The sequence below is a fragment of the Runella aurantiaca genome (genome assembly GCF_003339505.1).
GTDB classification, from domain to species: domain Bacteria; phylum Bacteroidota; class Bacteroidia; order Cytophagales; family Spirosomataceae; genus Runella; species Runella aurantiaca.
The window spans coordinates 83,373-110,007 of record NZ_QPIW01000013.1 but is presented as its reverse complement, the minus strand read 5'-3'; the positions used below and the strand labels follow the sequence as shown (position 1 = coordinate 110,007).

Below are 26,635 nucleotides of genomic sequence, written 5' to 3'. Positions count from 1 at the left end.
TTTTTGCAAAGGTAAGGGTTCTTGGGTTGTATTTTGAGTTTCAAAACGGGGTATTCGTTGGTATAAATGGCAATGGAGTTGCCTTGTTGCCTTAAAATGAGGCTTTTATCATTAATTTTTGTTATGGATTGAACGGGAAACGAATGGGAAATTGTTAGGAGAAAATAGACTATTTACCCCCTTCATTGATTGCTCATTATCGTATGGCTACACATCGACTGATCACTAAAGTTAAAAACAGTAAACTCCTCGAAAAAGAGGAAGAACGCCGTGACGTAGGATTTGGAACCCGCATTACCAATGACCGCGGGCGATTGATGAAATCTGACGGGTCTTTTAATGCGCGCCGAGTCAATGGCTCATTTTGGGCGAGGCTTGATATTTTCCACCGCTTGACGGGGCTTTCATGGCCGATGTTTTTTCTGGTGGTATTTATGGTATATTTTGTGGTAAACTGCTTTTTTTCAGTGCTTTATATGATGATAGGCGTAGAAAATCTTCAGGGGATTAAGGCCGTTAGTACGATGGAGCAGTTTTGGGGAGCGTTCTTTTTTAGCGCCCAAACATTGACCACCGTGGGCTATGGGCACGTGGCCCCCGTAGGGCTAGTGGCGAGCGGACTGTCATCTATTGAGTCGTTGGTGGGGGTGTTAGGCTTTGCGATTGCGTCGGGTTTGGTCTATGGACGGTTTTCTCGTCCCGTTCCTAAAATTCTTTTTAGCCGAAATGCTATCTTTGCGCCTTATTTGGACATCAACGGTTGGATGTTTCGGATGATTAACGAGAGTCCGACGGAGTTGGTGGATGTGCGCGTAGAAATTTCACTTTCACGATTGGAAACCCTCCCCAACGGACAGCGTTCGCGGCGTTATTATCCATTAAAACTGGAACGTAACCAGGTAAATTTTTTTCCATTAAGTTGGACTATAGTGCATCCTATCACGGAAGCGAGTCCTTTATACGGTGCTACGGAGGACAGCATGGCCGAGTCAGATACGGAGTTTCTGGTGTATATTCGGGCTACCGAAGAAACTTTTTTGCAATCGGTACATGCTCGGTATTCGTTTCGGTACGAAGAAGTGGTGTGGGGTGCAAAGTTTGTTCCCATGTTTGACAGCGGTAAGCGGGACGATATTGTGAGCGTAGATGTTCAAAAAATACACGATTATGAGCCCAAAGAGTTGAATTAAGTTCAAATCCTTTGTTGTAAAATGACCGATAATGGCGACTCAATGCGTAAAAAGACCACCAATTACGCCAAATATTCGAGTATTGGCTTGCAAATGCTCGGAACCATCGGACTGGGAACCTATGCGGGAGTAAAGCTGGACGAGTGGCAAGGAAATAAAATTCCAGGTTGGACATTGGCATTATCTTTACTTTCTATCGCTGCTGCCTTGTATAATTTCATTCGGCAGGTCAAATCCTGATTTCTAAGAGAGATGTGACCCAATATATTTTTGTAATACTCCGCACTTACCTGTTGTTTGTTACCTATTTCGTTGATTAACTTTTATAAAATGTTTCGAACTATCCTTTTTACGTTCTTTTTGGGAATTGTACTTTTTACAGCCGATTACTTTTCAGTCGGGGCCTATATCCATCCTGAAAAATGGACTATTCTGGCCTTCTTCTTCGTGGTTTCGTTGCTTCAACACCGTTTGATGGAGCAGGGTTTTAGGGAGAATAGAGAAAGATTTGTTCAATTTTACCTGACCACGGTCGTCGTTCGTCTCTTAATGTGTCTGGTATTTGTAGGGGTATTTTTGTATTTCAAGGTGCCCTCTCCCAATAGCTTCGTCGTTACCTTTTTTGTATTTTATTTATTTTATACTTGTTTTGAAATATACGGATTGTATCGTAACTTGCGCCGCGATTTGGAATAGGAGCGTATTCTTTATTTGTAATTCGTTAATCGTTAGTTATGTTTCAGACCTTACGTCATACATTTTTCGCGACATTCGCGCTACTTTTTGTTACTTTTTCCGTTGCTTTCGCCGAAGAACCGGCTCATGACCATGAAGCCAAAGAAAGCAAATTCAACATTGGTGAGATGATCATGCACCACATCGCAGACGCCCACGAATGGGAATTTGCGCATGGTTTGTCAATACCGCTTCCGGTCATTATTTATGACAATGGGGTGAAGGTATTTTCATCGAGCAACTTCTACCACTCGCCCGATGCTACCCACGAAGATCACGAAAACCACGTGTATCCCAACAAAGCCTTAGGCTACGTATTGGAGCATGAGCACATCTACCCAATCGGGGCAGATGGCAAAGCCAACAAAGAAGCACACGTATTGGATTTTTCCATTACTAAGAACGTAGCTTCTCTGCTTTTAAGTGCCATTATTCTTTTGCTTATCTTTACTTCGGTTGCCAAAGGTTATTCCAAAAATAAAGGAAAAGCTCCTTCGGGCATCCAGTCGTTTTTGGAGCCTATCATTCTGTTTATTCGGGATGAAGTGGTAAAGCCCGCCATCGGCCCTAAGTACGAAAGATACTTGCCTTATTTGTTGACCTTGTTTTTCTTTATTTGGGTAAACAACCTCCTTGGGTTGGTTCCTGGTGGAGCAAACTTAACGGGCAACATCGCCGTAACGTTGATTCTGGCGGTTATTACCTTTATCATTGTTCACTTCAGCGCCAATAAGCATTATTTCGCTCACTTGATTAAGCCAACGGGTGTACCTGTTGCTTTGTTACCGATTATGATTCCGGTAGAAATCGTGGGCGTATTCATGAAGCCTTTCTCATTGATGGTTCGACTTTTTGCCAACATCACGGCGGGTCACATCATTATCCTGAGTCTTTTAGGTTTGATATTTATTGCCAACAATTTAGGCGGTGGCGGTACCGGTTGGGCCGTGAGTCCGTTGGTCCTCATCTTTACGTTGTTTATGAACGTTATTGAGTTGTTGGTGGCGTTTTTGCAGGCCTTTATCTTTACGCTCCTGACGTCAATGTACATCGGAAGCTCCATCGAAGAAAGCCACGAAGCAGACCACGGACACTAATTTACGCGTACCATTTTTCATTGAATTCTTTTGTTTCACTATATAATAAATTACAATTATGTTGCTTCAAATCTTACTCCAAGCTGCTGCTGAAAGCGGTGCAGGTCTAGCGGTATTAGGTGCCGGTATCGGTGCAGGTTTAGCTGCAATCGGTGCAGGTCTAGGTATCGGCCGTATCGGTGGTAGCGCAATGGAAGGTATTGCTCGTCAGCCAGAGGCTGCTGGTCGTATCCAAACTGCGATGTTGATTATCGCGGCTTTGATCGAGGCCGTAGCTCTTTTCGCTGCCGTTATTTGCTTGTTGATTTCTTTCAAGCTCTAATTGCAACAAAGGGATTTCGTACTGTGCGCATTAGGCGTCGGTACGAAATCCTCTCTTTTGTAGTAAACAAGAGGAATTCTAAATTATTATCTCAAAACTGTAAACTGTATTCAAATGGAATTGTTAACCCCCGCAATCGGCTTACTTTTCTGGATGTTGGTGGTATTTGTTATCTTGGTGGTGATCCTGCGCGTAGCCGCTTGGAAACCCATCATGAACGGCTTAAAAGAACGCGAACATCAGATTCAAAGCGCGCTTGATTTGGCCGAAAAGACCCGTGCCGACATGGCTAAGTTGCAGTCAGACAATGAAAAATTACTGGCCCAAGCCCGTGCCGAGCGCGACAGCATTTTGAAATCTGCCAAAGAATCTGCCGACCGTCTGATTGCCGAAGCAAAAGACCGCGCAGGTATCGAAGGAAAACGCATTATTGAAGATGCACGTGAGGCCATCAATAATGAACGCGTAGCCATTGTTGCTCAAATGAAGAAAGAAATCGTCACGATTTCGCTTGATATTGCCGAGAAAGTGTTGCGCAAAGAATTAGGCGACAAGACCTCGCAGGAGAAATTGGTAGCTGATTTGGCCAAAGAAGCAAGACTTAACTAGTCAATTATCATTCAACATTGAACTGTTGATGTTCAATGGTAACTGTTCAATAAATTATGTCTGAATCTACCGTAGCATTACGATACGCCAAATCGCTTATTGACTTGGCACAAGAACAAAACGTGGTGGACACTGTTTATCAGGATATGCTTTTCTTCAAGCAGACGGCGGAAGAAAATCGTGGATTGATGTTGGCTCTTAAAAGCCCTGTGGTACGTCACGACAAGAAATTGGCTATTCTGGAAGGAGTGTTTAAGACCAGAGTAAGTCCGACTTCTTATACGATCTTTACCATCATCACGAAGAAAAACCGCGAAGGAATCATGTTCAGTATCGCGGAAGAGTTTATCAAGCTGTATGATGAGAAAAAAGGCATTGTCAAAGCGCTCATTACTTCTTCGATGCCATTGACCGCTCCATTACGTAAACAATTTGTGAGCATAGTAGCAGAAGCTACTGGCAAAACAGTTGAATTAGAGGAGAAAGTAGATGAGAAACTCATTGGAGGATACGTGTTGCGCGTTGGAGACCGGCAAGTAGATGCGTCTATTCGCACGCGCTTAAACGACTTAAAATTGAAGTTGCTCAACTAAGATATTTTTTATCTGCTTAGAGTGACAGAAGCCCTCATTGCTTTGCGATGAGGGCTTTTTTTGTTGGTTTTTTAATAAAATCTAAAATTGGCAAAAAATTTGAAGATTTGATACCTCAAACAGGTTGGCTTACCCCAGCTCAAATTACAGCCATAGCCGATGACATTGATGATATCCACATTGGCGAATGTAAACAGGTATATGTGAAACTCAACAGCATATCAGGCGGTATTCCACAAATGTCCCAAGCTTGGTGCAGAGATGTGATTAGAAGAATGAGATTTACTGATAATAACACAGATGCAATTAAAAACTTCGGAGAAGTATTATTTGAAGTAATTGAAGCAAGAAGAAAAACTTATGCACGTTCAGTCATGGGCGTTCATAAAACACAAAAACTCGTATGTATAGCCAGAATCAACTAACAACAAGCCAAATTGCTTTTTTTGAATACAAGGAATACTCTTTTCATCAGTATGAAAAATTAGCATTGGAAAGGCTTGAGAAGCATTCCGATATTAATGCTGTCCGTAAGGATAAGGAAATGTACTCTTTTATGACAAGCCTTACAGATATCATCCTCAAAACCTTGGTGATAGATAACGATTGGCAACAAGTCAAGTATTTTTGCTATACGCTGGGCAAAGTGATTGAGGCTGACCATGATGGTAAAAAAGACAATTTACACAAAGTGTTAGTGTACAAGGTAGATTCTCATCTGATGGCATCTTACCTGCTATGGTCTGATCATAGGGAATTGATACAGCGTTTCACTACGTTCAACTATGCCCAGTACGGCAATACCGAGAAAGAAATCTGGAATCGGTGGACGCTATTGGAACAGGGGATCGCCATATATGCTTATGTGATGTATCATTTGGCGAGTGGCATGTTTGAGCAAGTACACAATTGCATTGCGGTGGCCAATCGTCTGGCCACGAGCCGAAAATTCAGCCGCAGGCATTTCCCTATTCATGTTCGTATTTGGGAGGCTATTATGAACAAAGACAAAGAGGCAATCAAAACCAATATATTGCAGCTTATCAACAAAGCACACGGATTCTTTCATGAAGAATTATATGGTGAGGGTGACTTTATTTCAAGCCCTGCCATAGGGTATCTGAAAGCCGCATGGCTTTTGGGCATTGAAGTAGAAGTAGAGCATCCGCTTATTCCGATGGAGATGATGCCTGTCAAACCGCTTGAAAAATATGAAAATAGATATTGGTTTTTAATGGAAGAATAAATACCGTAACACCAATGGTTTTCAAATCAGATATTTCACATAGAAAACGCCCTCATTGCTTTGCGATGAGGGCGTTTTTTGTTGCTGTAAAAAGAAAAGTTTTGGAAGAAGAAAACAGCGTTACATCGCCTCAAAAATCTCTTCAATGGCATCGGCCAAGGCTTCGTCTTTTTCGGTCACTTTATCGCCCGCATCGTGCGTAGAGAGCTCAAACGTCACTTTGTTATAAACGTTTGACCACCAAGGGTGATGGTTCATCTGCTCGGCTACTTCGGCCACTTTGGTCATGAAAGCAAATGCTTCTTTGAAGTCTTCAAATTCGTATTCCTTTACGAGCTTATTGTTTTGTTCTATCCACATATATCAATTTGTTATGGTCAAGATTAACCGTTGGTATCTCTACTAACGATTAATCCTTCAGAACTGACATACTTTATTATTCAACGAGGCGAAAGATGGGTGATAATTATTCCTTGACGTCATCGTTGAAAAAACGCCATTTATCAAGCTTCCATCGCATCATACACCACTACTTTGCTCCACAAATGGGAGTAGTTTTTGATGAATTCCTGATGAATTGGATGGTCTTGGTATACCTTTTGCCCCGCCGTGTCGTCAAAGAACATCAGCTCCGATACATCCCAACTGGTATCTACTACGTCCCGTTTTTCGGTGCTTGCCAATACTCCCACGTGCAGTTTACGAATGGTTTCAATTTTGGATAGGGTTTTCAAGCCTTCTACCAGTTTATCACGGTCGGCTACGGAGCCTGGGTTTTTGAGCCAAAAGAAAACGTGGTGTACCAGTTGCTTTTTGGGTGCAGCTGCGATGACGTGGGCAACTGCCCCAGTTCCGACGAGGGTAGCGGCGGTTAGAAATGAACGACGATTTGATTTTTTCATAAAAGAATTAAATAGGTGAGTACCTGACAAAAATACGAAAACAGGTTTGACATGACTTCCGTTATTCTACGGTGACAGATTTTGCCAAATTGCGAGGTTGGTCTACATTTCGCCCTCTCATGACGGCTACATAGTACGAAAGTAATTGCAGCGGAATGGATGAAAGCAACGGAATAAGGATGTCGTGGGTTTCGGGTACTTCAATCACAAAATCAACCATGTTTGGAATCAGCTCATCGCCTTCGGTCACGATAGCAATCACGCGGCCTTTACGGGCTTTTACTTCCTGAATGTTGGAAACAATTTTTTCGTAGGAACTGTCTTTGGTAGCAATAAAAACCACCGGCATGTCTTCATCAATGAGCGCAATGGGACCGTGTTTCATTTCGGCGGCGGGGTATCCTTCGGCGTGGATGTACGAAATTTCTTTCAGTTTCAAAGCCCCTTCCAACGCAACGGGGAAATTCAGCCCCCGCCCCAGATAGATGAAATTGCGGGCGTAGGTGAAAATATACGCAATTTCTTTGATGCGGTCGGCGGCTTTGAGCACTTGTCCCACCTTCTGCGGAATCGCCGATAGGTCGAGGAGCAATTGTCGGTAGAGTTCTTCGGTAATGCTACCCCGTTTGTGGGCAATGGCAATGGCCATCTGCGTCAGAACCGTCACCTGTGCCGTAAAGGCTTTCGTACTTGCTACGCCGATTTCGGGTCCCGCGTGGGTATAGGCTCCCGCGTGGGTTTCGCGGGCAATGGACGACCCGACCACATTGCACACGCCAAAAATGGTCGCTCCTTTCGATTTAGCAAGCTGAATGGCCGCGAGGGTATCAGCGGTCTCGCCAGACTGTGAAATGGCAATGACGAAGTCGTCTTCGTTAATAATGGGGTTGCGGTAACGAAACTCCGAAGCATATTCGACTTCCACGGGAATTCGGGTGAGCTCTTCAAAGACGTATTCTGCCACCAGCCCCGCGTGCCACGACGTGCCGCAGCCTACAATGATGATGCGTTTGGCCTCGGCGAGTTTGTCCATGTAGTCACTTAGGCCGCCCAACTGCAAGGTTCCTTCTTCGCTGTTGACCCGTCCGCGCATACTATCGGCAATGGAGCGCGGCTGTTCGAAGATTTCTTTCAGCATAAAATGGTCATAGCCGCCTTTTTCAATGGCTTCCAATTCCAGTTCTAACTTTTGAATGTAAGGAGCCTGCCGCTCGTTTTCGAGATTAACGATTTTAAGCTCTCCCTGTCGTACCAAGGCCACTTGGTTGTCGTCAAGGTAAATGACATCTTTGGTATATTCAATGATGGGGGTAGCATCAGACGCAAAAAAGAATTCCTTTTCGCCCACGCCAATGACCAACGGGCTGCTTTTGCGGGCGGCAATCAGCTGCGTGGGGTCATCTTCTGAGATTAAAACGATGGCATAAGCGCCCACTACCTCCTGTAAGGCGAGCCGCACGGCCTCCTCCAGCGAACAATTGGTTTCTTGCTGAATGTCTTCAATGAAATGGACCAAAACTTCTGAGTCCGTTTGTGAACGAAATTCGTGGCCTTTTTTGAGCAATGCCTGTTTTAAACTGTCGTAGTTTTCGATGATACCATTATGGATAATGGCCAGTTTTCTATGGTTTGAATAGTGGGGGTGCGCATTAACATCATTTGGCTCTCCGTGGGTGGCCCAACGTGTGTGGCCGATGCCCACCGTAGCGTGTAAATCTTTGTTTTGGAGTTCATTTTCGAGGTCAATGACTTTGCCTTTCTTTTTGTAGATTTTTAGACCTTCTCCATTGAGCAGCGCTACACCGGCACTGTCATAGCCTCGGTATTCGAGACGTTTGAGACCCTTCAGGATGAGAGGACACGCTTCGCGGTGGCCCACATACGCTACAATTCCGCACATAGTAAGAGATGTTTTAGATGAGTTGAGGGACTCTGTGGTTTTTAAAAAAAATTATCAACCTAAAGAGCCCTAAAAACTTTTTTAAAAAACTTATTTTAGTACAATAAATATACCTAAAATTCTCGAAATTTACTGAAATATTACAAAAACAAAAAGAGAGCGGAAGTTTTTCCGCTCTCTTTTTAAATCCAATGTTTATCGTTATTTTTTTACTTAGTCACGGTATAGAATATCCTTAACTTCACGTTTTCTGGGGTGGGGTTTATGGTAAAACGGTCCACCTTATTGTTGATAAACGGATAAAAACTTGTTAAGGCTTGGTTGCCCGATACGTACGATTGTAGAGTAGAGCCCTGACTCGTTGGCATCAGCAACAAGGCGGTACTTTTCTTAAAACCGATAGAAACCGCCTGTAAATATGTGGTAAGTACAAAGTTATAATTACGGAATTTAGACGTGTACGGAACAATTTGAGGTAAAACGTACGACTGAAAAGTAGCCCCATCTACTGGGAGGAGTAATTCGGTGTCTCCTTTTGACCGTAACAGTCGGTTGCTTTCGTCGGTTTCGGCCATCGTAAGCGTGCTTGGCAATCCGTATAAACCTCCAACGTGCTCAGGTTGATTAGGAACAATGTTTAGCTCAGCACGATTGATGGCAACGCGCCCCTCTCCGAATAATTTTGATAAATACGGAAATTCAACCTTCGTCACAATACCGAGGGCATCCTGAACATAATTCAGTCCTTTGGTTTGGGCGGCGGGCAGGGGTTTCAACGGTTGAATCTGGCTTAGGGCAGTTCCTTGGCGGTCTGCTTGCATTTGGTTAAAGCGTTTCAGCATGGGAACCCTAAACACGTACGCGATGGTGTCGTTGGTAATGTGATAATAGAGGTTCAAACTGATTCCTGAGGTGGCTGGAGAAAAACCGATCACCATTCCATTGCTTGCTGATGGCACCAACGTAAAACCCTTGAGCTGTTGCGCAAATTTGAGCGCCGTACTTGCTTCCGTTTTTCCGCTCAAATCCAGCAGCTGCTGTCCTAATGTATTAGGGAGCTTGAACCGGAACGTATTATTGGTAGAAGGAGTCGGATTGAATTTTACACTAGACAGTGCGGCTGCGTCGTACGGGATACTGCTGTTATTGTAATAGTTTTTGCCCGTTCTAAGCGAATCACTCAAACGGTGAAGTTTGACCTCAAACGGTTGGAGGGTATCGCCATACAGGTAAGAATACGCAACATCCAGATGGAGTGAATCAAAGACATAGGTATTGGTACTGCCGTCTGAATTGAGGTTGAGTGTTTGCCCCATCTCAAAGAAGGGTTGTGCCGAAACCCGACCAAAAATCGGGTCGCGGTAGTTCCCTACGAGCATTTGTTGCGCATTGGAAGTGCGAACTGAATCCAAAAGAACGGTGCTGGTGCGAACGGTAACGGTGTCGGTAAACTGTACCTCTGCGATTACTTCGGGCGGGAGTCCGATTTCTTTCGGGGCTTCGCACGCTGCCAGCAAAATAGCAAAAGCGATGACCAGGAAGCCAGCTGTTTTAGCCGGCCAATTCATTATATAAGTTGTAATAAGCGTCGGTATAGTTTTCGTCTTCTTCAACCAGTTCAAGCTTGCGTTCGGGCAATTCATCAAGGATTCTGTTTAAACTTTCACTAAAATCATCATCAGCTTTTACTACGGCATCGGCATACGCACATCCAATTTTGATAAAACCTTCAAAATCGGCAGAACGCAGATGCGCCAATGCCTCATCGCTGACGTCCATGGCTTTGGCTTTGTCTAAAATATCGCCTTCAAATTTATAGTTGAAAGCGTTGTTATAGACGGTGAAAACACACTTTGTATCCTTAAACATCGGATCGTTTTTGTAAGTGGTTTTCAAGTAAAGGGGAATAAGGGCGGTCATCCAGTCGTTGCAATGAACGATATCGGGAGCCCATCCCAATTTTTTAACGGTTTCGAGAACTCCCTTGCAAAAGAAAATGGCGCGCTCATCGTTGTCGTCAAAAAAGTTGTTGTCCTTGTCTAAGAAAACGGACTTTCGGTGGAAATAGTCTTCGTTGTCGATAAAATAAACTTGTAATTTGGCGCTTGGGATGGAAGCTACCTTGATTACCAGCGGTTTCTCATCGTCACCGACTGAAATATTAATACCAGAAAGGCGGACTACTTCGTGGAGGCGGTTTTTGCGCTCGTTGATGAGACCAAAACGTGGTACTAATATGCGTATCTCCATGCCCCGCTCTTGCATCGCTTGGGGAAGTTTTCTTACGTAGTCGGCTACCTCAGTGATTTGGAGAAAGGGATTTATCTCGCTGGCTACATACAAAATCCGTAGTTTACTCATAGGCTTTGGTAAAGCTTGATAGGATTGGTTTTGAAGAAAAATTTTGCAAAATTATACAAAATTTTGGCGATTTTCAACCATATTCCCCGAGATTTATTTGATATGGCCGAAAGATATTACCTTTGTTGCCTAAAATTCTCCTTTATCGAATCTATGAAAACTCCTTTGGTTGAGAGCTTGGTTGGTTGGGCCACGTTGGGCTTTTTTATTTTGTGGATTATGGAATTCCGTCGGACTCAATTTCAGGAAAGTTATTGGCTCTTAATGCTTAGCCTATCGTGTCTTCTGGGTTTTCAATACCTGCGCTATCGTCGGGGGGCAGTGCCACTTTTGGATAAGTATGACCCCAAAAAAGAAGTGAAACCAAAGGCGACGGTGAAGCCTTCACTTAAAAAGAAAAAATAAGGCTATCGGGTAGAAAAAACCTTGATTTTTTACAATAACCAGAGGCTAATTAAAAAAATACCGTCGCCTAAGGGGCGATAACGTTCATTGGAAAGTACTTTGGCCGACGAGCGTTTTAGCACGTGCATACACCCGCTCATGACAACGACGACGATTGCGGCCCTGACGCAATACCGGTAAGTGGTGAAAATAATCACAGCCAATGCTCCGACGATAATCAATCCCAGCAACCAATTCAGCACGGAGGAAACCGTTTCGGTACCCCACGCGATGGCGAGTGAAAAACCTTCGTCCAACTCCAGGGACTCAAACCATGAGAACAGTAATAAATTCTGGAAAGCCAATAAGCCATATAAACCCATCAACACGGGACTTTCCCACGCGAGGGTAGTCTCGGTCAAGATGGCAGGCCCCCAGATGCCTGCGGTGTATACAATCGCTACCAGCGGCTCTTTAAAAACCTGCGCCGTATGTTTGGCAGAAATCTGGAAGGCAAACCACAAATAGAGGCCCACTAAACTAGCTAAGCCGACGCCAAACCAGAGGACTTTTGAGGGTACCCAAAAAAGAAGCACCAATGAAATCAAACCCAACCCCAAAAGAATTTTAACCAGCCAAGGTTCATTTTTAGCGTGAAAATCGTGCCGAGGAGTAGGGGAGTGGTCAGATTTGCGATTGTCTAACAAACGGTCGGCGACGTAAATCATAAATACGGCAATTCCTACCAGAAGCATGGAGGCCCACGAAACCTTCCCGTGGCCGTCGGGCAAACGGCTCGCAATGATGTGGGTGACGACGGCTCCCGCTACCACGTCAAAACTAAGCCAATGCGCTCGTTTGAGGTAATAGTTAATGATAAAAGCCGTATCTTGAAGCCACTGCATATGGACGAAAATTGTTAGAATGAAGGATTTACGAAGTTGAGCGGAGACGGATTAACCTTTCGCTTTCAGGCTGCCTTTTATTTCACGAATGCGTTCATTGAAGTTCCAATTGTGAAAATCGACGTTTGGGAGGCAGGTCGTTTCCAGATAATCCATAACCGTAGGCGGGTGAATCACGCGTTCGCCTTGCCGCACATCAATGTATTTGGAGGTTACCCAAAGTACATTTTTGAGTTGGGTACGGGTGTCGTCGGTCATGTAATACTCCGTTACGGTGGTATCCTGATTAAAATAAATCAATCGGGACGTAATCCGAACCCACTCGCTTACCATAGCGGGGCGCACATACGCAATCTGGTGCTGATACACCACCCAGCTTTGGCCCAATTCCCGAAAAAGGCGTCCGAAGTTGAATTCGTAGAGCTTGGCTACTTGGTCTTCGCGGGCGTTGAAGTAATAATCAAAGTATTTGGCGTTGTTGAGGTGTTGCAAGGGGTCGCAATCCTGAAAACGAATCACCATCCGCGATTCGGGTTCTTTGGGATATTCTTTGCCGGGTATACGTTCAAAAAACATGAGAGTAACGGTAAAACGTTATAAAATAATTGATTGGCGATGCTTTTTTAGGGCAGCACCTTGGTTGAGTTAAACGTTAAAATGGGTTGCGTTGATTACGATTAATGGATGATGATTAATCTTTCACTTTACGGCAAACCAGCAGCCTTTTATCGGCGTTGGCGAGCGTTGTGGCCAGCAAATATACGTCACCCCCGTCTTTTAGTTTTAGTTTTTTGCGAAGTTCGTCGGTAGTACCCGGAAAATTTCGGAGGGTAAGGTTTGCTTTTTCGTTTGTTAGATAAGGTGTAAGTGCTTTAACATCAGCTTTTACAGTGGCAATCAGTTCAAAGGTTCTCCCGGGAAATAGCCGTACCAGACTTTCGGAAGTATAGAGGTGACTGTGGGGGGCAATTTTAGCAATTTGGAATTTTGCGGCGACCGTTTTAAACGCTCCTGCTTTCAAAATAGCGGCGTTGGGTTCGTAAATGTACCGAAGAGGGGTACTGAATTCAACAACGGTATCTGGCTCCTCCGACCAGTAAAAATCAAAGATTTGTTGGCTGCCGTCGTTCTTGAAATTAATGGTTTTGATGATAAGGTCGGTAGCGGGTGTTCCTATTTCCAATAACAATTCTTTGCACTCATTTTCAACCGCAACTACGTGAACCACACTGATTTGCGGCACTTCCAACAACGTTTGTGTCAGATCTAATAAAGGCGACACTTTCACAAGGATGTGGTGCGCCTTCTCCAAAAATAACGCCAAGTGCTTGGTGACGTCGGGTTCGCAATCCCCCAATCCTACCACTCGACGTTGGTCGGCGGTGCGGCGGGCGGGGTCGAGATAAATCCAATCCACTTTGGCATCCAACCGTTGTAAAAAAGCGATGGAATCGTCGCAAATACATTCGATGTTGGTGGTGTTCAGGATGTCGAAATTGTGGCGTGCGCGCTCGACCAGTTTTTCGTTTTGTTCGATGTAAGTGACCGATTCAAACTGTTTTGAGAAATAATAAGAGTCAATTCCCATGCCACCCGTGCCGTCAACAATCGTTTTTGAGGCCGTTTGGCTCATAACCTCGGTTTTGTAATGAGCGGTGGATTCGGAAGAGCTTTGTTCGACCGACACGGCGGGCGGGAATACCAAACGAGGCTCGGCACACCAGCTCGGTAGTTTTGTCCGGGCCTTTTGCCGAGCCTCAATTTGGGCAATGACAAACTCTTTTTCTTTGCCGTATTTGAGCCGTAAAGAAGTCGGATTTGCCTGACTGTTTTGTTGTATAAAAGCGATTTGTTCGTTAGATAGCATTGTACTTTGCAACGGCAACCACTAGATCGCGTTCAGTTTTTATGTCTAATTTTTCCTGATCCATCAGTGTTTTTAAGGCTTCCTCTTTGTCAGACAAAGCGCCGAGTACCGACTTTTTATTTCTTTTGATTTTCGTTAGGCTGCCGTCTGCTTTGAGTAAAAAATATTCGTTGGCATCCTCAAAGGTATCGTAGCGCACGTTGTTGCTGTAAGGGTCTTTATAATCGGCTTTTTTTAAGGTCTTGCTGATTAACTTTACCAAGCTGGTTTTTCCTTGGTATAAGGTCAAAAAATAGATGTCGCGCATGTCGTATTTTGGGGTATGTGCCGAGGGATACCTTTTAAATTCAAAATTTGCTTTTGTAACGGGGTCATTGATAGTGAATGAATTAACTTGGTACGGAAATACAATGATTGAATCTCCGCCGGGGCGTTTCATGACCAATTCTTTGGAATAAGCGTTGTATTTAAGGGGTACTTCTTTGAACACGCGCCCATCCACAAAGGCCATTTCTCCGCTAATCCATTCGGAAATGAAAAAAGGAGAACCCTTTAATCCTTCGTACCGACTATCGAAAGAAGAGGTGGTGTAGGTGCCCATGTTGAGGCGACCGTCTACGTCACGGATGAGGTTGTTGGCGTTTTCAGTTTGGGCCAAAAGCGAGGTACAAGAAGCGGTCAAAAAGACAAAAGTTAGTATTTTTTTCATGGCTTTTTATTTTTAAAGAATTCTTTCGCAAAGTAATTGAAAGTAGGTTGTGTTCAAAAGCTTACAGGCGCAAATTTAATGAATAGGTAGGGGTGGTAGAGATAAATTGAAAACAAAAAAAACGGGGAGGCCGACACAATCTGCCCGCCTCCCCGTTTTTTTATGTAGACCCGATGAGGGTTATCTCTCGCCCGATTTCTTAAAATAATTATCGGCTTCGCGTTTGTAGAAAGGGGCAAAACTCGGCGGTACGGTACGCAAGAGTTCGGTTTGCCGCTGTTTGTCCTTCACGTATTGCTCAAACTCCGCAGGCGGGTTGCGGGGTTGTGGCTTGGCCGTTTCGGACTTGCGTTGGGTATCTTCTTCCTGTTGACGCAATGCTTTTTCGGATTCTAATAACCGTGTTACGATTTCTTCCTGACGTTTGATGATCGTCGGATTGATACGTTTGTTTACCAAGTCGGTTTCGGTTTCGTCCATCTTATCCATCAACTCTTTGACCTCATTCCCCACTTTTCGGCCGCCTTCTGAGCCTTTTTGGGAGTCCATCAATTCCTTGAGCATCTGGCGGATACGCGCCTGCTCGGCGGCCATTTGCGCCAACTGTTCCGACATTTGCCGTCCCCCCATGCCGCCTTGGCCCTGACCTTGTCCTTGGCCTTTTTGCAATTGTTGGATGCGGTTGTTGAGCTGTTTTTGGAGCTCGCCCAAATTGCCCGGGCTTTTCCCTTTGCCTTTGCTGCCTTTCTTGCTGCCGCTGCCTGGGCTGGCCATCGCCATCATAGCCGCCTGCATTTGTTGGAGTGTTTGGCTGAGCATCAACGACAGGTTATTGATTGAGGTCATGGCAAACTGCTGTTTGCTGGTAGCCATGTTGAGGCGACGTTCGCGGATGTAGCGCGTGCTTTCGGTCATGTGAAACTTCATGTCGTTGAGCTCACGGGTCACAAACGTCTGGATTTGCATGACGCGCTTGGCGAGAGCGTACAGACTGTCTTCTATCACCTTGGCATCATCTTGAAGTTTGAGTTGTTCCTGCGCCAGTTTAACAAAACGCGGGTCCTGCAAATTGACCCCTCTAAAATCCTTCATGACGCGCTCTTGGTCAAACGAAAGGTGAATCAGGTTTTCCAGAATATCGCGCAGGTTGTCCATGTTTTCGTCCATTTCCTGCATTTCGGCGCTCTCCATTGACTCTTCCATCTGCTGCGCCATCTTTTTCATGGACTTCGCCGCTTTTTTCTGAGATTGGGAAGCGCTCTTGTTCTGCTTTTGCTGGAGTTGTTTGGAGCTGTTTTTCTGCTCTTTTTCCACTTCCTGCTGTTCCTCCTTGCCCGTGTCCATTTCCTGCTTATCGGCAAGCTCTTCGTTCAATTTTTCGAGTTCTTCGATGTCCTTTTTGGTTTCTTCAAACTCTTTATTTAGTTCTTCCTGCTCCTTTTTGAGCTCTTCTTGCTTGGCATCTTCTTTGCCGTCTTTACTTTCTTGGTCTTTTTGTTCTTTGCCTTCTTGATCTTTCTGGTCCTTACCGTCTTGGTCTTTCCCGTCTTTATCTTTCTGGTCTTTCCCGTCTTTATCTTTCTGGTCTTTTCCGTCTTTATCTTTTCCCTTTTGGTCTTTATTTTCTTTGTCTTTGGCTTCTTGCTCTTTACTCTCTTTTTCGGTTTTTTCCGCCAGTTTTTCCTGTTTTTCGGCCATTTCGTTCAAATCCTTCTGAATTTGCTCCGCTTTTTGTTGGAGTTGAAGTTGCTTAAACATCTCCAATGCTTTTTCAATTTCTTTCTGAGCATTGAATTCCTTGTTTTTTAGCTTATTCATCAACTCCTGCATCTTATCGTCTTGCTGTTGTTGTTGAAGGAGTTTTTCAAGTTGGTCGTACAGTTTTTTGGTTTCGGGGTCGAGCAATTCTTTCATCAGTTTTTGCAACTGCTCCATTTTTTGCTTCATTTCGGGACTTTGCTCCGCAAAACGTTCCTGTTTTTCTTGGGATGTTTGCGTTTGCTCTTGCATGCTCTTCATGTCGTTCATGAGCTCTTCGCGCTTCTTGAGCAAGTCCTCGATTTGCTTTTTATCCTGAAAATCCAGCTCTCGCTCACTTTTCAGACGTTGGTCGAGTTTCTCCAACTCTTTCTGTAGATTCTTGGCTTTCTGTAGCGTTTTGTTGATTTGGGCTTCGGTTTTTTCGGCGGCCTTATCGGCTTCGGCCCGCACTTCCTCTTTAGACGGAACCGCAAAATCAATCATGCGCGATTTGGCCGATTTTGGTCCATTTACGCCGTCATTGTCCCACACCTGAACATAGTATTCGATGCGGTCGCCGGGCGTGAGGCGCAGACTGTCTACGTACCATTGAAAGTAGAAAGTCTGGTTGGTCGTTGATTTGTTGAATGGAATCCCGAACCCTTTATAAGCCACTTTCTTCTCGTCGGTCTTGTCACCTTTGCGGCGTAAATTATAAAAGACGCGTAGGTTGGAGAAGCCGTAGTCGTCGGCAATATTACCGCCTAATACGAAGTAGTTGTATAAAGTCGTATCCTGATAATTTTCTAAAGTCAGGGTCGGATGTTTGTCGTTGATAACGTTGAGAAAATAGCTGATTTTCTCGCGGTTGTTTGACTCGTCGTTTTTGAGCTTGATTTCATAGTTGGCAGACTTCCGAACATTTTTTCTGAACTCATATCCGCCCGTCAGTTTGCTTTCGGCCGTATACGCGTTTTTGTCGCCTTCAAAGGCCAAGGCCATTTCTTCGGTGGCATCGGTGTTGAAATCCCAGGTGATGGTTGTTCCTTCGGGTACGGTCAGGTTGCCTACATTGCTCAATTGTTCGGCTGGCTTGCCTAAATAAGCGGGATATTGAAGAGTAACATCAAACGACAACAGGCTGGGACGCTCGGCCACGATTAGTTTATAATCGCTTGATTTATAGCCAGCGGCTTCAAACTGAAACTCAATGGCCCGCTGCACATTTTTGAAGGTATAGCTGTAGGTATCGGCGTCTTCGGGTTCGAGCTTAAACTTGGCTTTATTGTGAACTACATAAACCGCTTCGGGCAAGGCGCCGCCCGCGAGCGAAACCTTCAACGTAAAGTCTTCATTGCGAAATGCTTTTAGATTTGTATTGTCGAGTTTGAAGGTAAAGGGTGCGTCGTTGTATTCTTTCTCAAAGTGAATAATGCGGTCAGAACTGTTGGCAAAAAAACGCGGATTGATCAGCAACACCAAGCCAATAGCAGCCAATGGGTAAATGGCGTATTTGAGATACCGACGGTTTTGGTCAATTTTGACCGCGTCTGAAAACCGAACGATTAATAATTGTTTCGATTTTTGTTGAATACTGGCTTCAATCAGGTCGGTTTGTGCTCCTGATAAATTACGTAACTGTAAGGTATTGATGAGTTTATCGCCGATTTCGGGAAAAAAGTTTCCGATTTGCCCTGCGGCTTCTTCGTCCGAAAGCGATTTACGCAAACCGTACAAATGCACCAAAGGCGTAACCACCCAACGCGCCAATGCGTAGCCCAAAATGGCCAAAAATCCAAAGAAGAGGGTGCCGCGCACACCAGAACTAAAGCGGCCAAAATACTCGATGGTATTTACAAATAAGTATGCCGACAGCACAAACGCCGCCGCAAAAATCACACCTTTGACGAGTTGATTCAGGTAAAATTTCCGCTTATACTCACCAATGCGCTCCTGCAATACGGAAAGGGGTTGGGTTTTCATATAGTGGTGTTTTGAACGGTGCTTAAAGGGTTAGAATATAGCTTCTAAAGATAACAATAAATTTAACGCAAAAATGATGCAAAAAGTAGCGAAGACTAAGAAAGATTCTGATAATAACGCAAATTGGGGGAAGATTGTTGGAAAAAAGCCATAAAGGCAACCCTTATGCTTGCCTTGAAACGAAGAAGATATAGCGTCTTGCGGGTCGGTTGGTAACCAAAAGGTGAAAAATAAAATAAACCGTAGGGGCAGGCTTTACGTCTGCCCTCTTCACTGCAAACTGGGCAGACGCAAGGCCCTCTTCACTGCAAACCGGGCAGACGCAAGGCCCTCTTCACTGCAAACTGGGCAGACGCAAGGCCCTCTTCACTGCAAACCGGGCAGACGCAAGGCCCTCTTCACTGCAAACCGGGCAGACGCAAGGCCCTCTTCACTGCAAACTGGGCAGACGCAAGGCCCTCTTCACTGCAAACTGGGCAGACGCAAGGCCCTCTTCTCTGCAAACCGGGCAGACGCAAGGCCCTCTTCACTGCAAACTGGGCAGACGCAAGGCCCTCTTCACTGCAAACTGGGCAGACGCAAGGCCCTCTTCACTGCAAACTGGGCAGACGCAAGGCCCTCTTCACTGCAAACCGGGCAGACGCAAGGCCCTCTTCTCTGCAAACCGGGCAGGCTTTACGTCTGCCCCTACAAATTTATTCGCCGGGGCGATAAATGCGCTCGGCATTGTTCATGACGTCTTTTTTGTAGAAAAAGATTTCTTTGAATTGGCCGTTGATGTACCCTTTAACTTGGTCGGTAAAATGCGGTGAAGTTGGGTCTGTGCTGGCTCCGCCCGTCAGAATGGTCTTGGCTTTGAGGGTTTTGCCAAATTCGATTACCGCCACAAAGGTATTGCCATTGACCCCGTAATGGGCTTTTGCCTGCGGAACTTTGCGGCTTGAATAGGCATTGAGAGAACCCAGCGGGCCTGGTGTGGCGGTCACGGCCCAACTTGGCCGACTGTCGCTGAAGGTCTCGCCTTCTTTGATGCGTTGAAAACGGTTGATACTGCCCCAAGGCACTTCCCAAGTGCCGAAATCTTTTTTCAATTCCTGAACTACTTGGGCTAACAGCGCGAGTTGTTCTTTTGGCGTGATAAAATCGGTGGTGAGGTTGGCGCCGTTGGTAACCGAATAGTTCTCTTCGTTGGCAATTGGTTTTTTGAGGCGGGCCACGTTCAACGGGATGATTTTTTCGACCCACATAACGCCCAATGTAGTGGCAACGGAGGTGGTATCGGCCCGAAAATTCCAGTTTCGTAATGCTTGAATCGGGCTAAAAAGCTGCACGGAAACGGAGTCCGTTTGGTTGGTTTCAAAGGCTTTGACCAAGGTTGGGATAAAACGCTCGGCATTGGGCAGGTAGGTGTCATGGGTCGCCGTGATAACGTCGTCAATCGTGGCGTTTTTTAGGTTATTTAGCAGTCGCACGGCGTTCATGGCGCGCGGGGTATGGCCATCGGGTAGCATGTAGGAAGGCTTGCGACTCATGAGGGTATCAAACGCCCCCGCGCCGTAGAGAGGGGTAGAATTACAATTTTGTACCCAACCGTTGGCGGGATTGATATAATGCGGAATCTCGCTGAGGTCGTGCGTACCTTGCCATTCGGTGACAGTGGTGCTGCCGCCAACGGGACGTTTCCAATCGTACGCTGGGTTTCTCTTCGGAACATAGTTGCCGTGCCAATAAGCGATGTTGCCTTTGCGGTCGGCGTAGATGATGTTGTTGCCGACCATGACGCGTTTACCAATCGTCGATTGAAATTCTTCAAAACTTTTGGATTTCATCTTCTGCCAATGTAAGCCCAACAGTTCAATGTTGGCGTCGGTACTTTTTAGGGTAATCCATTTTTTATCCCTGACCGCCACGACTGGGCCGTGGTGGGTGCGGTAAATGGTGAAGGTCTTGGATAACAGTTCATTGCCTTTTTTATACTTGACCGTAATGCGCGAACTGTCAATGCCGCGCTGTTCGCCATTGTAGCGGTAGGAGTACTTCCCGTCTTTCTTTTCGACGGTTTCGGCATAGAGGTCTTTGGCATCGGAAAGGGTAATGGGGTGCATCCATCCGCAAAAATCATTAAAGCCTTGAAAGATATTGAATTGACCCAGAAACGGCGCACCGTATGAGTTCAAACCCTGTTTGCTGACCAAATGTATTTCGATTCGTCCGTAAAATTCGGAGTGTGGATTGATGAGCAACATCGCTTTTTTACTCTGCGTTTTTGAAGGGGCCAGCGCCCAACCGTTGGAGCCGCCCGCTTCTTGGTAAAATTCATGATTGGCTTCTGGCACGTACGACAGTGAAAGCCCCGCGTCTTTGGAATAAAATTGACGAAATTCAAGTTCGGTAAGGTTGCTACCAGTAATAGACGGAATATTATTCAGCAAGACCATCCACGGCTCTACGCGGGTGATGAGTTTCGGCTTTTTGGCAGGATGTGAAATCATGTAAAAGTTGATGCCTGCCGCGTAGGCATCGCATAGTTTGCGGAGCCATTTGGGGGTTTGCTGGTAGAGTTTTAGGGCGCGAGTCGAGTCAATAAAAGTTCGTGCCCACAGGTCTTGGTACAATTCCCGTTCGCCTTGTACTTCAGCCAGCCGCCCCAATCGTGTGATGAGGGTATTTTCCACTTTCTCAAAAAACTCCTCGCACTGAATGTACATCATGCCAAACACCGCATCGGCGTCGGTTTTGGTGTACACATGTGGCACACCCCATTTGTCTTTGACGATGGTGATGCGCTTGGCTTGTTTTTGGAGATTAGCGATTTCGCCCGGGGAGAAGGTTTGAGCCTGAAGCAGGGCTGTGCTGACAATAATAAAGGTGAGGATTAGGGTAAAGAGTCGTTCCATATTACGATTAAGTTTTTTAACTTGTTGATGATAAGGGGAGTCGTAGTATGGCAATTTAGAAGATTTTTTGTAAAAGCAAAAAAGGCACCTCCTTAAAAAAACACCGATAACGGCATAAAAAAACAAATACCAATAATAATCCAAAAACTGCGCCAGAAAGCATCGAATGGGGCTGTTGTCAAGGTGGCGCGGCCTTTGTAGATTTATAAATGCATTTTCATTCCTTCATGCGAAGCTTTAAAACCCAATTTTTCGTAAAAACGAATAGCGTCTGGCCGTTGTTTGTCGGTGGTTAATTGTAGAACATGCGCACCGCGTTCTTTGGCGCGTTGGATTGCCCACATGAATACAGTTTCACCGATACCTTGGCCACGTTGGTCACTTCGGATTCTGACGGCTTCAATTTGGGCACGTATGCCTCCCTGATAGGTCAAATACTGAATAAAACTCAGTTGTAGGGTCCCGATGATTTCGTTTGCGTCGTTTTCAATCACAATCAGTTCCTGATTTACGTCGTTTTCGATGTTAGTAAATGCTTCATAATAGAGGTCTGGCAGAGGGCTTTGATAGTTTTCTCTCAGCTTACCTAACTCATCGTCGGCGAGCATTTGGACGATGAACGGTATGTCCTGTTTGGTTGCTTTTCTGAACTTCATAAAATGTAAAATGTTTTTTGCTACCATTTTTTCGCTTTTGGCGAGGCTTTTTGGATTTTTTACCCACTCGCTTTCTTCGAATTGCTTCGACAACGGTCGCTGCAATATTTTACTTCGTCCCACACTTTCTCCCATTTTTTTCGCCACGAAAACGGTCTGCCGCACACTGGGCAGGTTTTTTGGGGAAGGTTTTCTTTTTTGACGTTTTTCATGCGCTACACAATAATAATGCCTTCCTGTATGTCGCCGAAAACGAAGTGTTGTTGGTTCATAAAACGATACCCCGAAACCCATGCCAACAGTGCGTCGAATTGATGCTGAGTTTTGGGATACTTCGCTAAACAAAGTTCAGGAATAACTTTGGACAACATTCCACAAAGGGATTCCATTTCGTTGGTGGTCAGTTTTTTGTGATAATGGTCCGACAGCAATGTTTGGGCGAGGGCTTTGGGATACACTTCGCGGGTTTCAACGTTCATTTTTTCTTGTAGGCGTTGTTTCAATTCCATGGCGCGCGCGGTTAGCCCGCCCAAAAACATCGGTGACATGGCCTTGAGCGCCACGTCGCATTGGCGGTAATGATAATTGGAGAAACCCGCAATGGATTGATAAACAGCGGGTAAAGAGAGAGGTGCATCCAGAAAGATAGTCGTTAGGGCTGGACGGTTTTGAGCCGACTGACACTTGGTTATCCAGTCAATGATGAATAAGTCCGCGTCTTTTTTATCGGCTTCATAAAAGTGAATGACTCGACCGTCGTGGTGACAAACCACCGTATTGCCCGAGGTTTTGGAGCCATAGTCAATCCCCGCAAAAGTGCTCAACATCAGCGTTTCGCAATTTTGTTGAGACTGATGCTCCGTTGTTGCGAACAGTGAAAACGGTCAATGGTATCATCGCGTAAAGCCTGATGTTTGGTCGAGCGGCCGTTCATACGTTTGCGCCACATCTCAAAACTGCTACGTTTCATCTGCGACCGCATGAGGGTAATGACTTCTTTTTCGGGCAGGCCAAATTGTACCTCAATTGCCTCAAAAGGGGTACGGTCTTCCCACGCCATTTGTACAATACGGTCGATGTCTTGTTCGGATAAATTCATTTTGTACAAAGCTTATTTGTACGTTTTAACACTTTTTAAGAGGTTTTGTTCATTTTAAAAACCCCTATTTTATATCCTTCACGCACCGAAAGCCTACGTGAAAAAGGCTGGTTTCGGACGTTGAGGAAGAACGGCCTGATACGCGGTAGCCATGACACCAACCGGGTTCGCAGAGAAATGAGCCGCCGCGTTGAGCGCGTTCTGGCGAGAGGTCGCCGTCGCGGGTGGGTGTGCGGAAGAGCGCTTCGTAGTTGAATTTTGGGTTGGACTGCCATTCCCATACATTGCCGCTCATGTCGGTGAGGCCGAGGGGAGTTTTGCCAAACTTTCCTACAGGCGACGTATACGCAAAACCGTCTTCGTTGTAGTTCTTTACGGGAAATTTCCCCTGCCAGATATTGGCGTTGTATTTTCCTTGGCTTTGGATGTCGTTGCCCCACGAATAAATAGTGCGGCTGTTGCGGGCGTTGCGGGCGGCGTGTTCCCATTCCAACTCGCACGGCAGTCGTTTGCCCGCCCATTTGGCATAAGCGTTGGCGTCGTTCCACGAAACCTGCGTTACGGGGTGGTCGTCGTCGGCGGCAGGAAAGTCAGGGCCCATAGGATGATGCCAGTTAGCGCCGTCTTTCAAAATCCATTGTTGGCCCGTAGATTCGTCGATGATGCCTGCATTGCCAAAGGTTTCGGCTTCGGTTTTGTAGTTAGTAGCTTTGATAAATTTTCGAAATTCAGCCACGGTGACGGGATGTGTGTCCATCCAAAATGGCGCTATCTTGGCCCAAAAAGAAGGACGTTCCTGTTCCAAGCCTTCGTCAGAACCAATCTGCACCAATCCCCCCTGAATGTAAACCATATCAGCGGGTGCTGTTCCCGATTTGACATTGATCATTGTTGTGTCCTGGGGCTTGTCCAAGCCAAGATAGCTGACGGTTTGGGGGAAATTGAGTTTTTTTAGAAACTCATTATTAAGTTCAGTTGCTTGGGTGGTTGATGTGTCAATCTGTTGATTATCAGTTTTTTCTTGGCAAGATAAAAAAGAGATCAGAAGGGCTGAGCCGTATAAAAGGGGGAGGAAGGTGCGTAACATAACCAAGTGAAAAAAGTGGACAATTAAACCTTGGAGGGTTTGGTCCATCAAAGATAACGAAACAGAAAACAACCGCATTGACGGTATTAAAAAACCATGAAAAAAACACACATCATTCGCACCATTTTTGTAGTGGCGCTGGCCATTGGAGCCCAATTGTCATTTGCTCAACGCGAGCCCATGGACCCACAAAAGCGGGCTGAGCGCGTTTCGGCAGATTTAAAACAAGCGTTGACGCTCGACGACGCTACCACCAAAAAAATCTACGATTTGGAATTGGGCCGCACGCAGGAAGCCCTGAAAATCAGGGAAACCAATGCTGGCGACCGTGAAGCCATGCGGGAGAGCATGAAAGGCATCAATGAAAAATTCCAAACGAGCCTAAAAGGTATTTTGAGTGAAGACCAATTCAAAAAATACCAAGAATGGCAAGCCGCCGAGCGCGAAAAACGCGGGCCTCGCGGTGGTGGAAATCGCAGAAGAAAGTAAGCGTTAACATAACGTCGGTGAGGACTGCGCGTCTGCGGCTCAAACCCTCGCCGACGTTTTTTGTCCAAACCCTCGCCGATCTTTTTTTATACGGCGCTTTCAAAATGCGCCAGCCATTGCTTTTTTCCTTCTCGACACCATTGACGGAAATTTTCGCCCACGGGTTGATGCTGTGGTAGATAATCCATCAAGACCGATAAATCAAACCGTTTGGCTGTCACGCCCGCACCAACTCGCTCGGTGTCAGCAGCATTACAAGCTTGTTCGTAGTGAATTGGGACCACCATTACGGGCTTGTCCAAATACATTGCTTCGCAGACGGACTCAAAACCCGCCGTCGTAACCAAGGCTTTACAGCCCGCTAGTTTCTCTAAAAATTTGGCGCCGTCTAATCGGTGCAGAGTGAGTGTTTCGTCAATTTTCTCTTCGGGTAGGGCGTCTGATTTACTCCAAAAACAATGCAAAGCTACTTCTGGATGCTTGAGGTGCCATTCGAGGATTTGGCCGTACAACGCAGGATGGTTGAGATAAATTAGAATATATTCTTTTTGGGATATAACCAATGAGTGAACATCGTGCCGCAACAGGGGAGATACTACATAGACCTGTTTGGAAGGTTGATCACTGAGGGCATCAAACGAAAGCGCCAGCATTTTTTTTGCCCCTAAAGCCGTAAGCCGGGAGTTGAAATTGACCAAAAAATGGTCTATGTATCCTTCTTTTGGGGTTGGGAAGTCAGAATGAAAAAATAAGTACTGGTGACCAACGCACACCATCGGAACGGGCGGGCGATACAGCCAATTATAGAGCCCACCCAAAATTTCGTAAAAATTGACAATGAGGTCGGGCTTATAGCGTTTTACGGCCTGGTTGATTTGTTTTAGGCTTTTTCCGAAGTGAATGGTGTTGGGCAAATGATGCACAATCGTTTTTTTGAAGTCAACTTTTCCTTCGGTATTAAAGACCAGATTTGGACTCGAAAACGCCTCTACGGGGGCTTGAATTTGGTCATAAAAAAAGGCGGGGATGGGCCGTTCGACCGCACCTCCCACCAATGCTGCTACGATCTGATACCCCGAATCGCGCAATGTTTGACTCATTGAAATGGCTTGGGTCAGATGGCCACGCCCTTCGCCCTGTACCAAAAAGAGAACTTTTTTCAACTGCTTTGGCTAAAATTTAATGCTAGCCCAAAGCACCGAAAAAGATATTAGCTCTTCATTACCAAATGATTATGTATTTGTTGTTTTTAGCAAACTCAATAGTTGAAAAAGAGACTTGCCACTACTCACTACCAACCCACATAACCTTCAGGCGTTATGCCTTTCAGGCGCACATAACAAATGGCTTGTCCGCGGTGGTGGATGATGTGGTTTTCCATGGCGTAGAAAAACTGCCATACTTGGATTTTGCCACCCGCAAATCCTTCCTCTTTGGCGAGCCGCTCCGGCGAAACTTCCCCCGCTACTTTTTCAACCCATGCATAAAATGCCTTGAATTCATCGGCTAATTGGGCTTTGGTAAGTTTTTCCCAATCTTTTTTATTTTCGAACGGATTGGAAATTTCCAATCGTCCTGCCAATTGCATGGCCGTGAACGTAACACAATGGACAAACTGCGTCCGAAAACTCATGGACTCAGGCGTGTATTTAAAATCAATATGTTCTTCGGGCATTTGATTAAATACCGTCAGCGTGTAGTCTTGTGAGCGTTTCCAAGCGACTCCAAATTCCTGTTTAAAGGTCTGAAGTTCTTTTTTGGTGCGTGAAAAACCCAAAAACGGCATAGATACGAATGCGCCCGTAAGGGTATTGAGTGCGGCTTTGCGGCTGATTTTCATGGAATACTGATTTAGTTTATTGAG

At 45.5% G+C, this 26,635-nt stretch carries 29 protein-coding genes; 11 read left to right on the top strand and 18 right to left on the bottom strand.

Annotation, left to right across the window (positions count from 1 at the left end):
- The first annotated feature begins 203 nt into the window (after positions 1 to 203).
- The 9 genes from DVG78_RS16570 (at position 204) to DVG78_RS16530 (ending at position 5,792) form a co-directional block, all read left to right on the top strand.
- Positions 204 to 1,190 (top strand): ion channel, encoded by a 987-nt coding sequence (locus DVG78_RS16570; RefSeq protein WP_114462167.1) that lies wholly within the window; start codon positions 204 to 206, stop codon positions 1,188 to 1,190.
- A 21-nt stretch (positions 1,191 to 1,211) separates the two neighbouring features.
- Entirely contained in the window at positions 1,212 to 1,430 is a 219-nt protein-coding gene (locus tag DVG78_RS16565; RefSeq protein ID WP_114462166.1) for an AtpZ/AtpI family protein, read from the top strand.
- Positions 1,431 to 1,520: 90 nt separating this feature from the next.
- Positions 1,521 to 1,886, top strand: a complete 366-nt coding sequence (locus tag DVG78_RS16560) for a hypothetical protein (RefSeq protein ID WP_114462234.1) — start codon at positions 1,521 to 1,523, stop codon at positions 1,884 to 1,886.
- Between the two features lie 38 nt (positions 1,887 to 1,924).
- Positions 1,925 to 3,022, top strand: a complete 1,098-nt coding sequence (gene atpB, locus DVG78_RS16555) for a F0F1 ATP synthase subunit A (RefSeq protein ID WP_114462165.1) — start codon at positions 1,925 to 1,927, stop codon at positions 3,020 to 3,022.
- 58 nt (positions 3,023 to 3,080) lie between these two features.
- A complete protein-coding gene (atpE, locus tag DVG78_RS16550; RefSeq protein WP_114069480.1) occupies positions 3,081 to 3,344 on the top strand; it encodes an ATP synthase F0 subunit C in 264 nt (87 codons plus the stop codon).
- A gap of 114 nt (positions 3,345 to 3,458) precedes the next feature.
- Positions 3,459 to 3,953, top strand: a complete 495-nt coding sequence (gene atpF, locus DVG78_RS16545; RefSeq protein WP_114069481.1) for a F0F1 ATP synthase subunit B — start codon at positions 3,459 to 3,461, stop codon at positions 3,951 to 3,953.
- Positions 3,954 to 4,009: 56 nt separating this feature from the next.
- Positions 4,010 to 4,546: an ATP synthase F1 subunit delta gene (gene atpH, locus DVG78_RS16540; RefSeq protein ID WP_114462164.1), complete on the top strand. Its 537-nt coding sequence runs from the start codon at positions 4,010 to 4,012 to the stop codon at positions 4,544 to 4,546.
- A 47-nt stretch (positions 4,547 to 4,593) separates the two neighbouring features.
- Positions 4,594 to 4,971 carry a hypothetical protein gene (locus tag DVG78_RS16535; protein WP_114462163.1) on the top strand — a complete coding sequence of 126 codons (378 nt, stop codon included), beginning with the start codon at positions 4,594 to 4,596 and terminating at the stop codon, positions 4,969 to 4,971.
- Positions 4,972 to 5,102: 131 nt separating this feature from the next.
- A complete protein-coding gene (locus tag DVG78_RS16530) occupies positions 5,103 to 5,792 on the top strand; it encodes an Imm49 family immunity protein (RefSeq protein ID WP_158550043.1) in 690 nt (229 codons plus the stop codon).
- A gap of 120 nt (positions 5,793 to 5,912) precedes the next feature.
- Here the strand turns inward: DVG78_RS16530 and DVG78_RS16525 are convergent, their stop codons facing one another.
- The 5 genes from DVG78_RS16525 to DVG78_RS16505 form a co-directional block, all read right to left on the bottom strand.
- The gene (locus DVG78_RS16525; protein ID WP_114462161.1) at positions 5,913 to 6,152 is read right to left on the bottom strand and encodes a 4a-hydroxytetrahydrobiopterin dehydratase; all 240 of its coding nucleotides are present in this window, start codon (positions 6,150 to 6,152) and stop codon (positions 5,913 to 5,915) included.
- Positions 6,153 to 6,295: 143 nt separating this feature from the next.
- Positions 6,296 to 6,694 (bottom strand): Dabb family protein, encoded by a 399-nt coding sequence (locus DVG78_RS16520; RefSeq protein WP_114462160.1) that lies wholly within the window; start codon positions 6,692 to 6,694, stop codon positions 6,296 to 6,298.
- 61 nt (positions 6,695 to 6,755) lie between these two features.
- Complete coding sequence (glmS, locus tag DVG78_RS16515) at positions 6,756 to 8,594, bottom strand: glutamine--fructose-6-phosphate transaminase (isomerizing) (RefSeq protein ID WP_114462159.1); 1,839 nt, start codon at positions 8,592 to 8,594, stop codon at positions 6,756 to 6,758.
- A 209-nt stretch (positions 8,595 to 8,803) separates the two neighbouring features.
- A complete protein-coding gene (locus DVG78_RS16510) occupies positions 8,804 to 10,162 on the bottom strand; it encodes a DUF4270 family protein (protein ID WP_158550042.1) in 1,359 nt (452 codons plus the stop codon).
- Positions 10,146 to 10,955: a glycogen/starch synthase gene (locus tag DVG78_RS16505; protein WP_013925918.1), complete on the bottom strand. Its 810-nt coding sequence runs from the start codon at positions 10,953 to 10,955 to the stop codon at positions 10,146 to 10,148. The genes DVG78_RS16510 and DVG78_RS16505 overlap by 17 nt, the downstream gene beginning before the upstream one ends.
- Positions 10,956 to 11,108: 153 nt before the next feature.
- Here DVG78_RS16505 and DVG78_RS16500 point away from each other — a divergent pair, with 153 nt between their 5' ends.
- On the top strand, positions 11,109 to 11,360 hold the full coding sequence (locus DVG78_RS16500; RefSeq protein ID WP_114462233.1) for a hypothetical protein: 252 nt from the start codon (positions 11,109 to 11,111) through the stop codon (positions 11,358 to 11,360).
- A gap of 29 nt (positions 11,361 to 11,389) precedes the next feature.
- Here the strand turns inward: DVG78_RS16500 and DVG78_RS16495 are convergent, their stop codons facing one another.
- From DVG78_RS16495 to DVG78_RS16445, 11 genes are all read right to left on the bottom strand, one after another.
- Positions 11,390 to 12,244 carry a hypothetical protein gene (locus tag DVG78_RS16495; protein ID WP_114462157.1) on the bottom strand — a complete coding sequence of 285 codons (855 nt, stop codon included), beginning with the start codon at positions 12,242 to 12,244 and terminating at the stop codon, positions 11,390 to 11,392.
- Between the two features lie 51 nt (positions 12,245 to 12,295).
- Complete coding sequence (locus tag DVG78_RS16490; protein WP_114069490.1) at positions 12,296 to 12,820, bottom strand: acyl-CoA thioesterase; 525 nt, start codon at positions 12,818 to 12,820, stop codon at positions 12,296 to 12,298.
- 115 nt (positions 12,821 to 12,935) lie between these two features.
- Positions 12,936 to 14,111, bottom strand: coding sequence for a class I SAM-dependent methyltransferase (locus tag DVG78_RS16485; protein WP_114462156.1), 1,176 nt, complete (start codon positions 14,109 to 14,111; stop codon positions 12,936 to 12,938).
- Positions 14,101 to 14,820: a hypothetical protein gene (locus DVG78_RS16480; protein WP_114462155.1), complete on the bottom strand. Its 720-nt coding sequence runs from the start codon at positions 14,818 to 14,820 to the stop codon at positions 14,101 to 14,103. Before DVG78_RS16480 ends, DVG78_RS16485 begins: the two co-directional genes overlap by 11 nt.
- Positions 14,821 to 15,000: 180 nt before the next feature.
- Entirely contained in the window at positions 15,001 to 18,543 is a 3,543-nt protein-coding gene (locus DVG78_RS16475; RefSeq protein ID WP_114462154.1) for a DUF4175 family protein, read from the bottom strand.
- A gap of 695 nt (positions 18,544 to 19,238) precedes the next feature.
- Positions 19,239 to 21,440 carry a penicillin acylase family protein gene (locus DVG78_RS16470; RefSeq protein WP_114462153.1) on the bottom strand — a complete coding sequence of 734 codons (2,202 nt, stop codon included), beginning with the start codon at positions 21,438 to 21,440 and terminating at the stop codon, positions 19,239 to 19,241.
- Between the two features lie 203 nt (positions 21,441 to 21,643).
- Positions 21,644 to 22,096 (bottom strand): GNAT family N-acetyltransferase, encoded by a 453-nt coding sequence (locus tag DVG78_RS16465; protein ID WP_114462152.1) that lies wholly within the window; start codon positions 22,094 to 22,096, stop codon positions 21,644 to 21,646.
- A 59-nt stretch (positions 22,097 to 22,155) separates the two neighbouring features.
- Positions 22,156 to 22,308 carry a DUF2256 domain-containing protein gene (locus DVG78_RS16460; protein ID WP_114462151.1) on the bottom strand — a complete coding sequence of 51 codons (153 nt, stop codon included), beginning with the start codon at positions 22,306 to 22,308 and terminating at the stop codon, positions 22,156 to 22,158.
- A gap of 3 nt (positions 22,309 to 22,311) precedes the next feature.
- Positions 22,312 to 22,923: a DUF429 domain-containing protein gene (locus tag DVG78_RS16455; protein ID WP_114462150.1), complete on the bottom strand. Its 612-nt coding sequence runs from the start codon at positions 22,921 to 22,923 to the stop codon at positions 22,312 to 22,314.
- Positions 22,923 to 23,195 (bottom strand): TIGR03643 family protein, encoded by a 273-nt coding sequence (locus tag DVG78_RS16450; protein WP_199563265.1) that lies wholly within the window; start codon positions 23,193 to 23,195, stop codon positions 22,923 to 22,925. Before DVG78_RS16450 ends, DVG78_RS16455 begins: the two co-directional genes overlap by 1 nt.
- A gap of 64 nt (positions 23,196 to 23,259) precedes the next feature.
- Positions 23,260 to 24,084, bottom strand: coding sequence for a formylglycine-generating enzyme family protein (locus DVG78_RS16445; RefSeq protein WP_229598247.1), 825 nt, complete (start codon positions 24,082 to 24,084; stop codon positions 23,260 to 23,262).
- A 294-nt stretch (positions 24,085 to 24,378) separates the two neighbouring features.
- Here DVG78_RS16445 and DVG78_RS16440 point away from each other — a divergent pair, with 294 nt between their 5' ends.
- Positions 24,379 to 24,771, top strand: a complete 393-nt coding sequence (locus DVG78_RS16440) for a DUF4890 domain-containing protein (protein WP_114462147.1) — start codon at positions 24,379 to 24,381, stop codon at positions 24,769 to 24,771.
- 86 nt (positions 24,772 to 24,857) lie between these two features.
- Here DVG78_RS16440 and DVG78_RS16435 read toward each other — a convergent pair whose 3' ends face one another.
- Both DVG78_RS16435 and DVG78_RS16430 read right to left on the bottom strand, forming a co-directional pair.
- Positions 24,858 to 25,934: a glycosyltransferase family protein gene (locus DVG78_RS16435; RefSeq protein WP_114462146.1), complete on the bottom strand. Its 1,077-nt coding sequence runs from the start codon at positions 25,932 to 25,934 to the stop codon at positions 24,858 to 24,860.
- A 128-nt stretch (positions 25,935 to 26,062) separates the two neighbouring features.
- Positions 26,063 to 26,611, bottom strand: a complete 549-nt coding sequence (locus DVG78_RS16430) for a DinB family protein (protein WP_114462145.1) — start codon at positions 26,609 to 26,611, stop codon at positions 26,063 to 26,065.
- Positions 26,612 to 26,635: the final 24 nt, after the last annotated feature.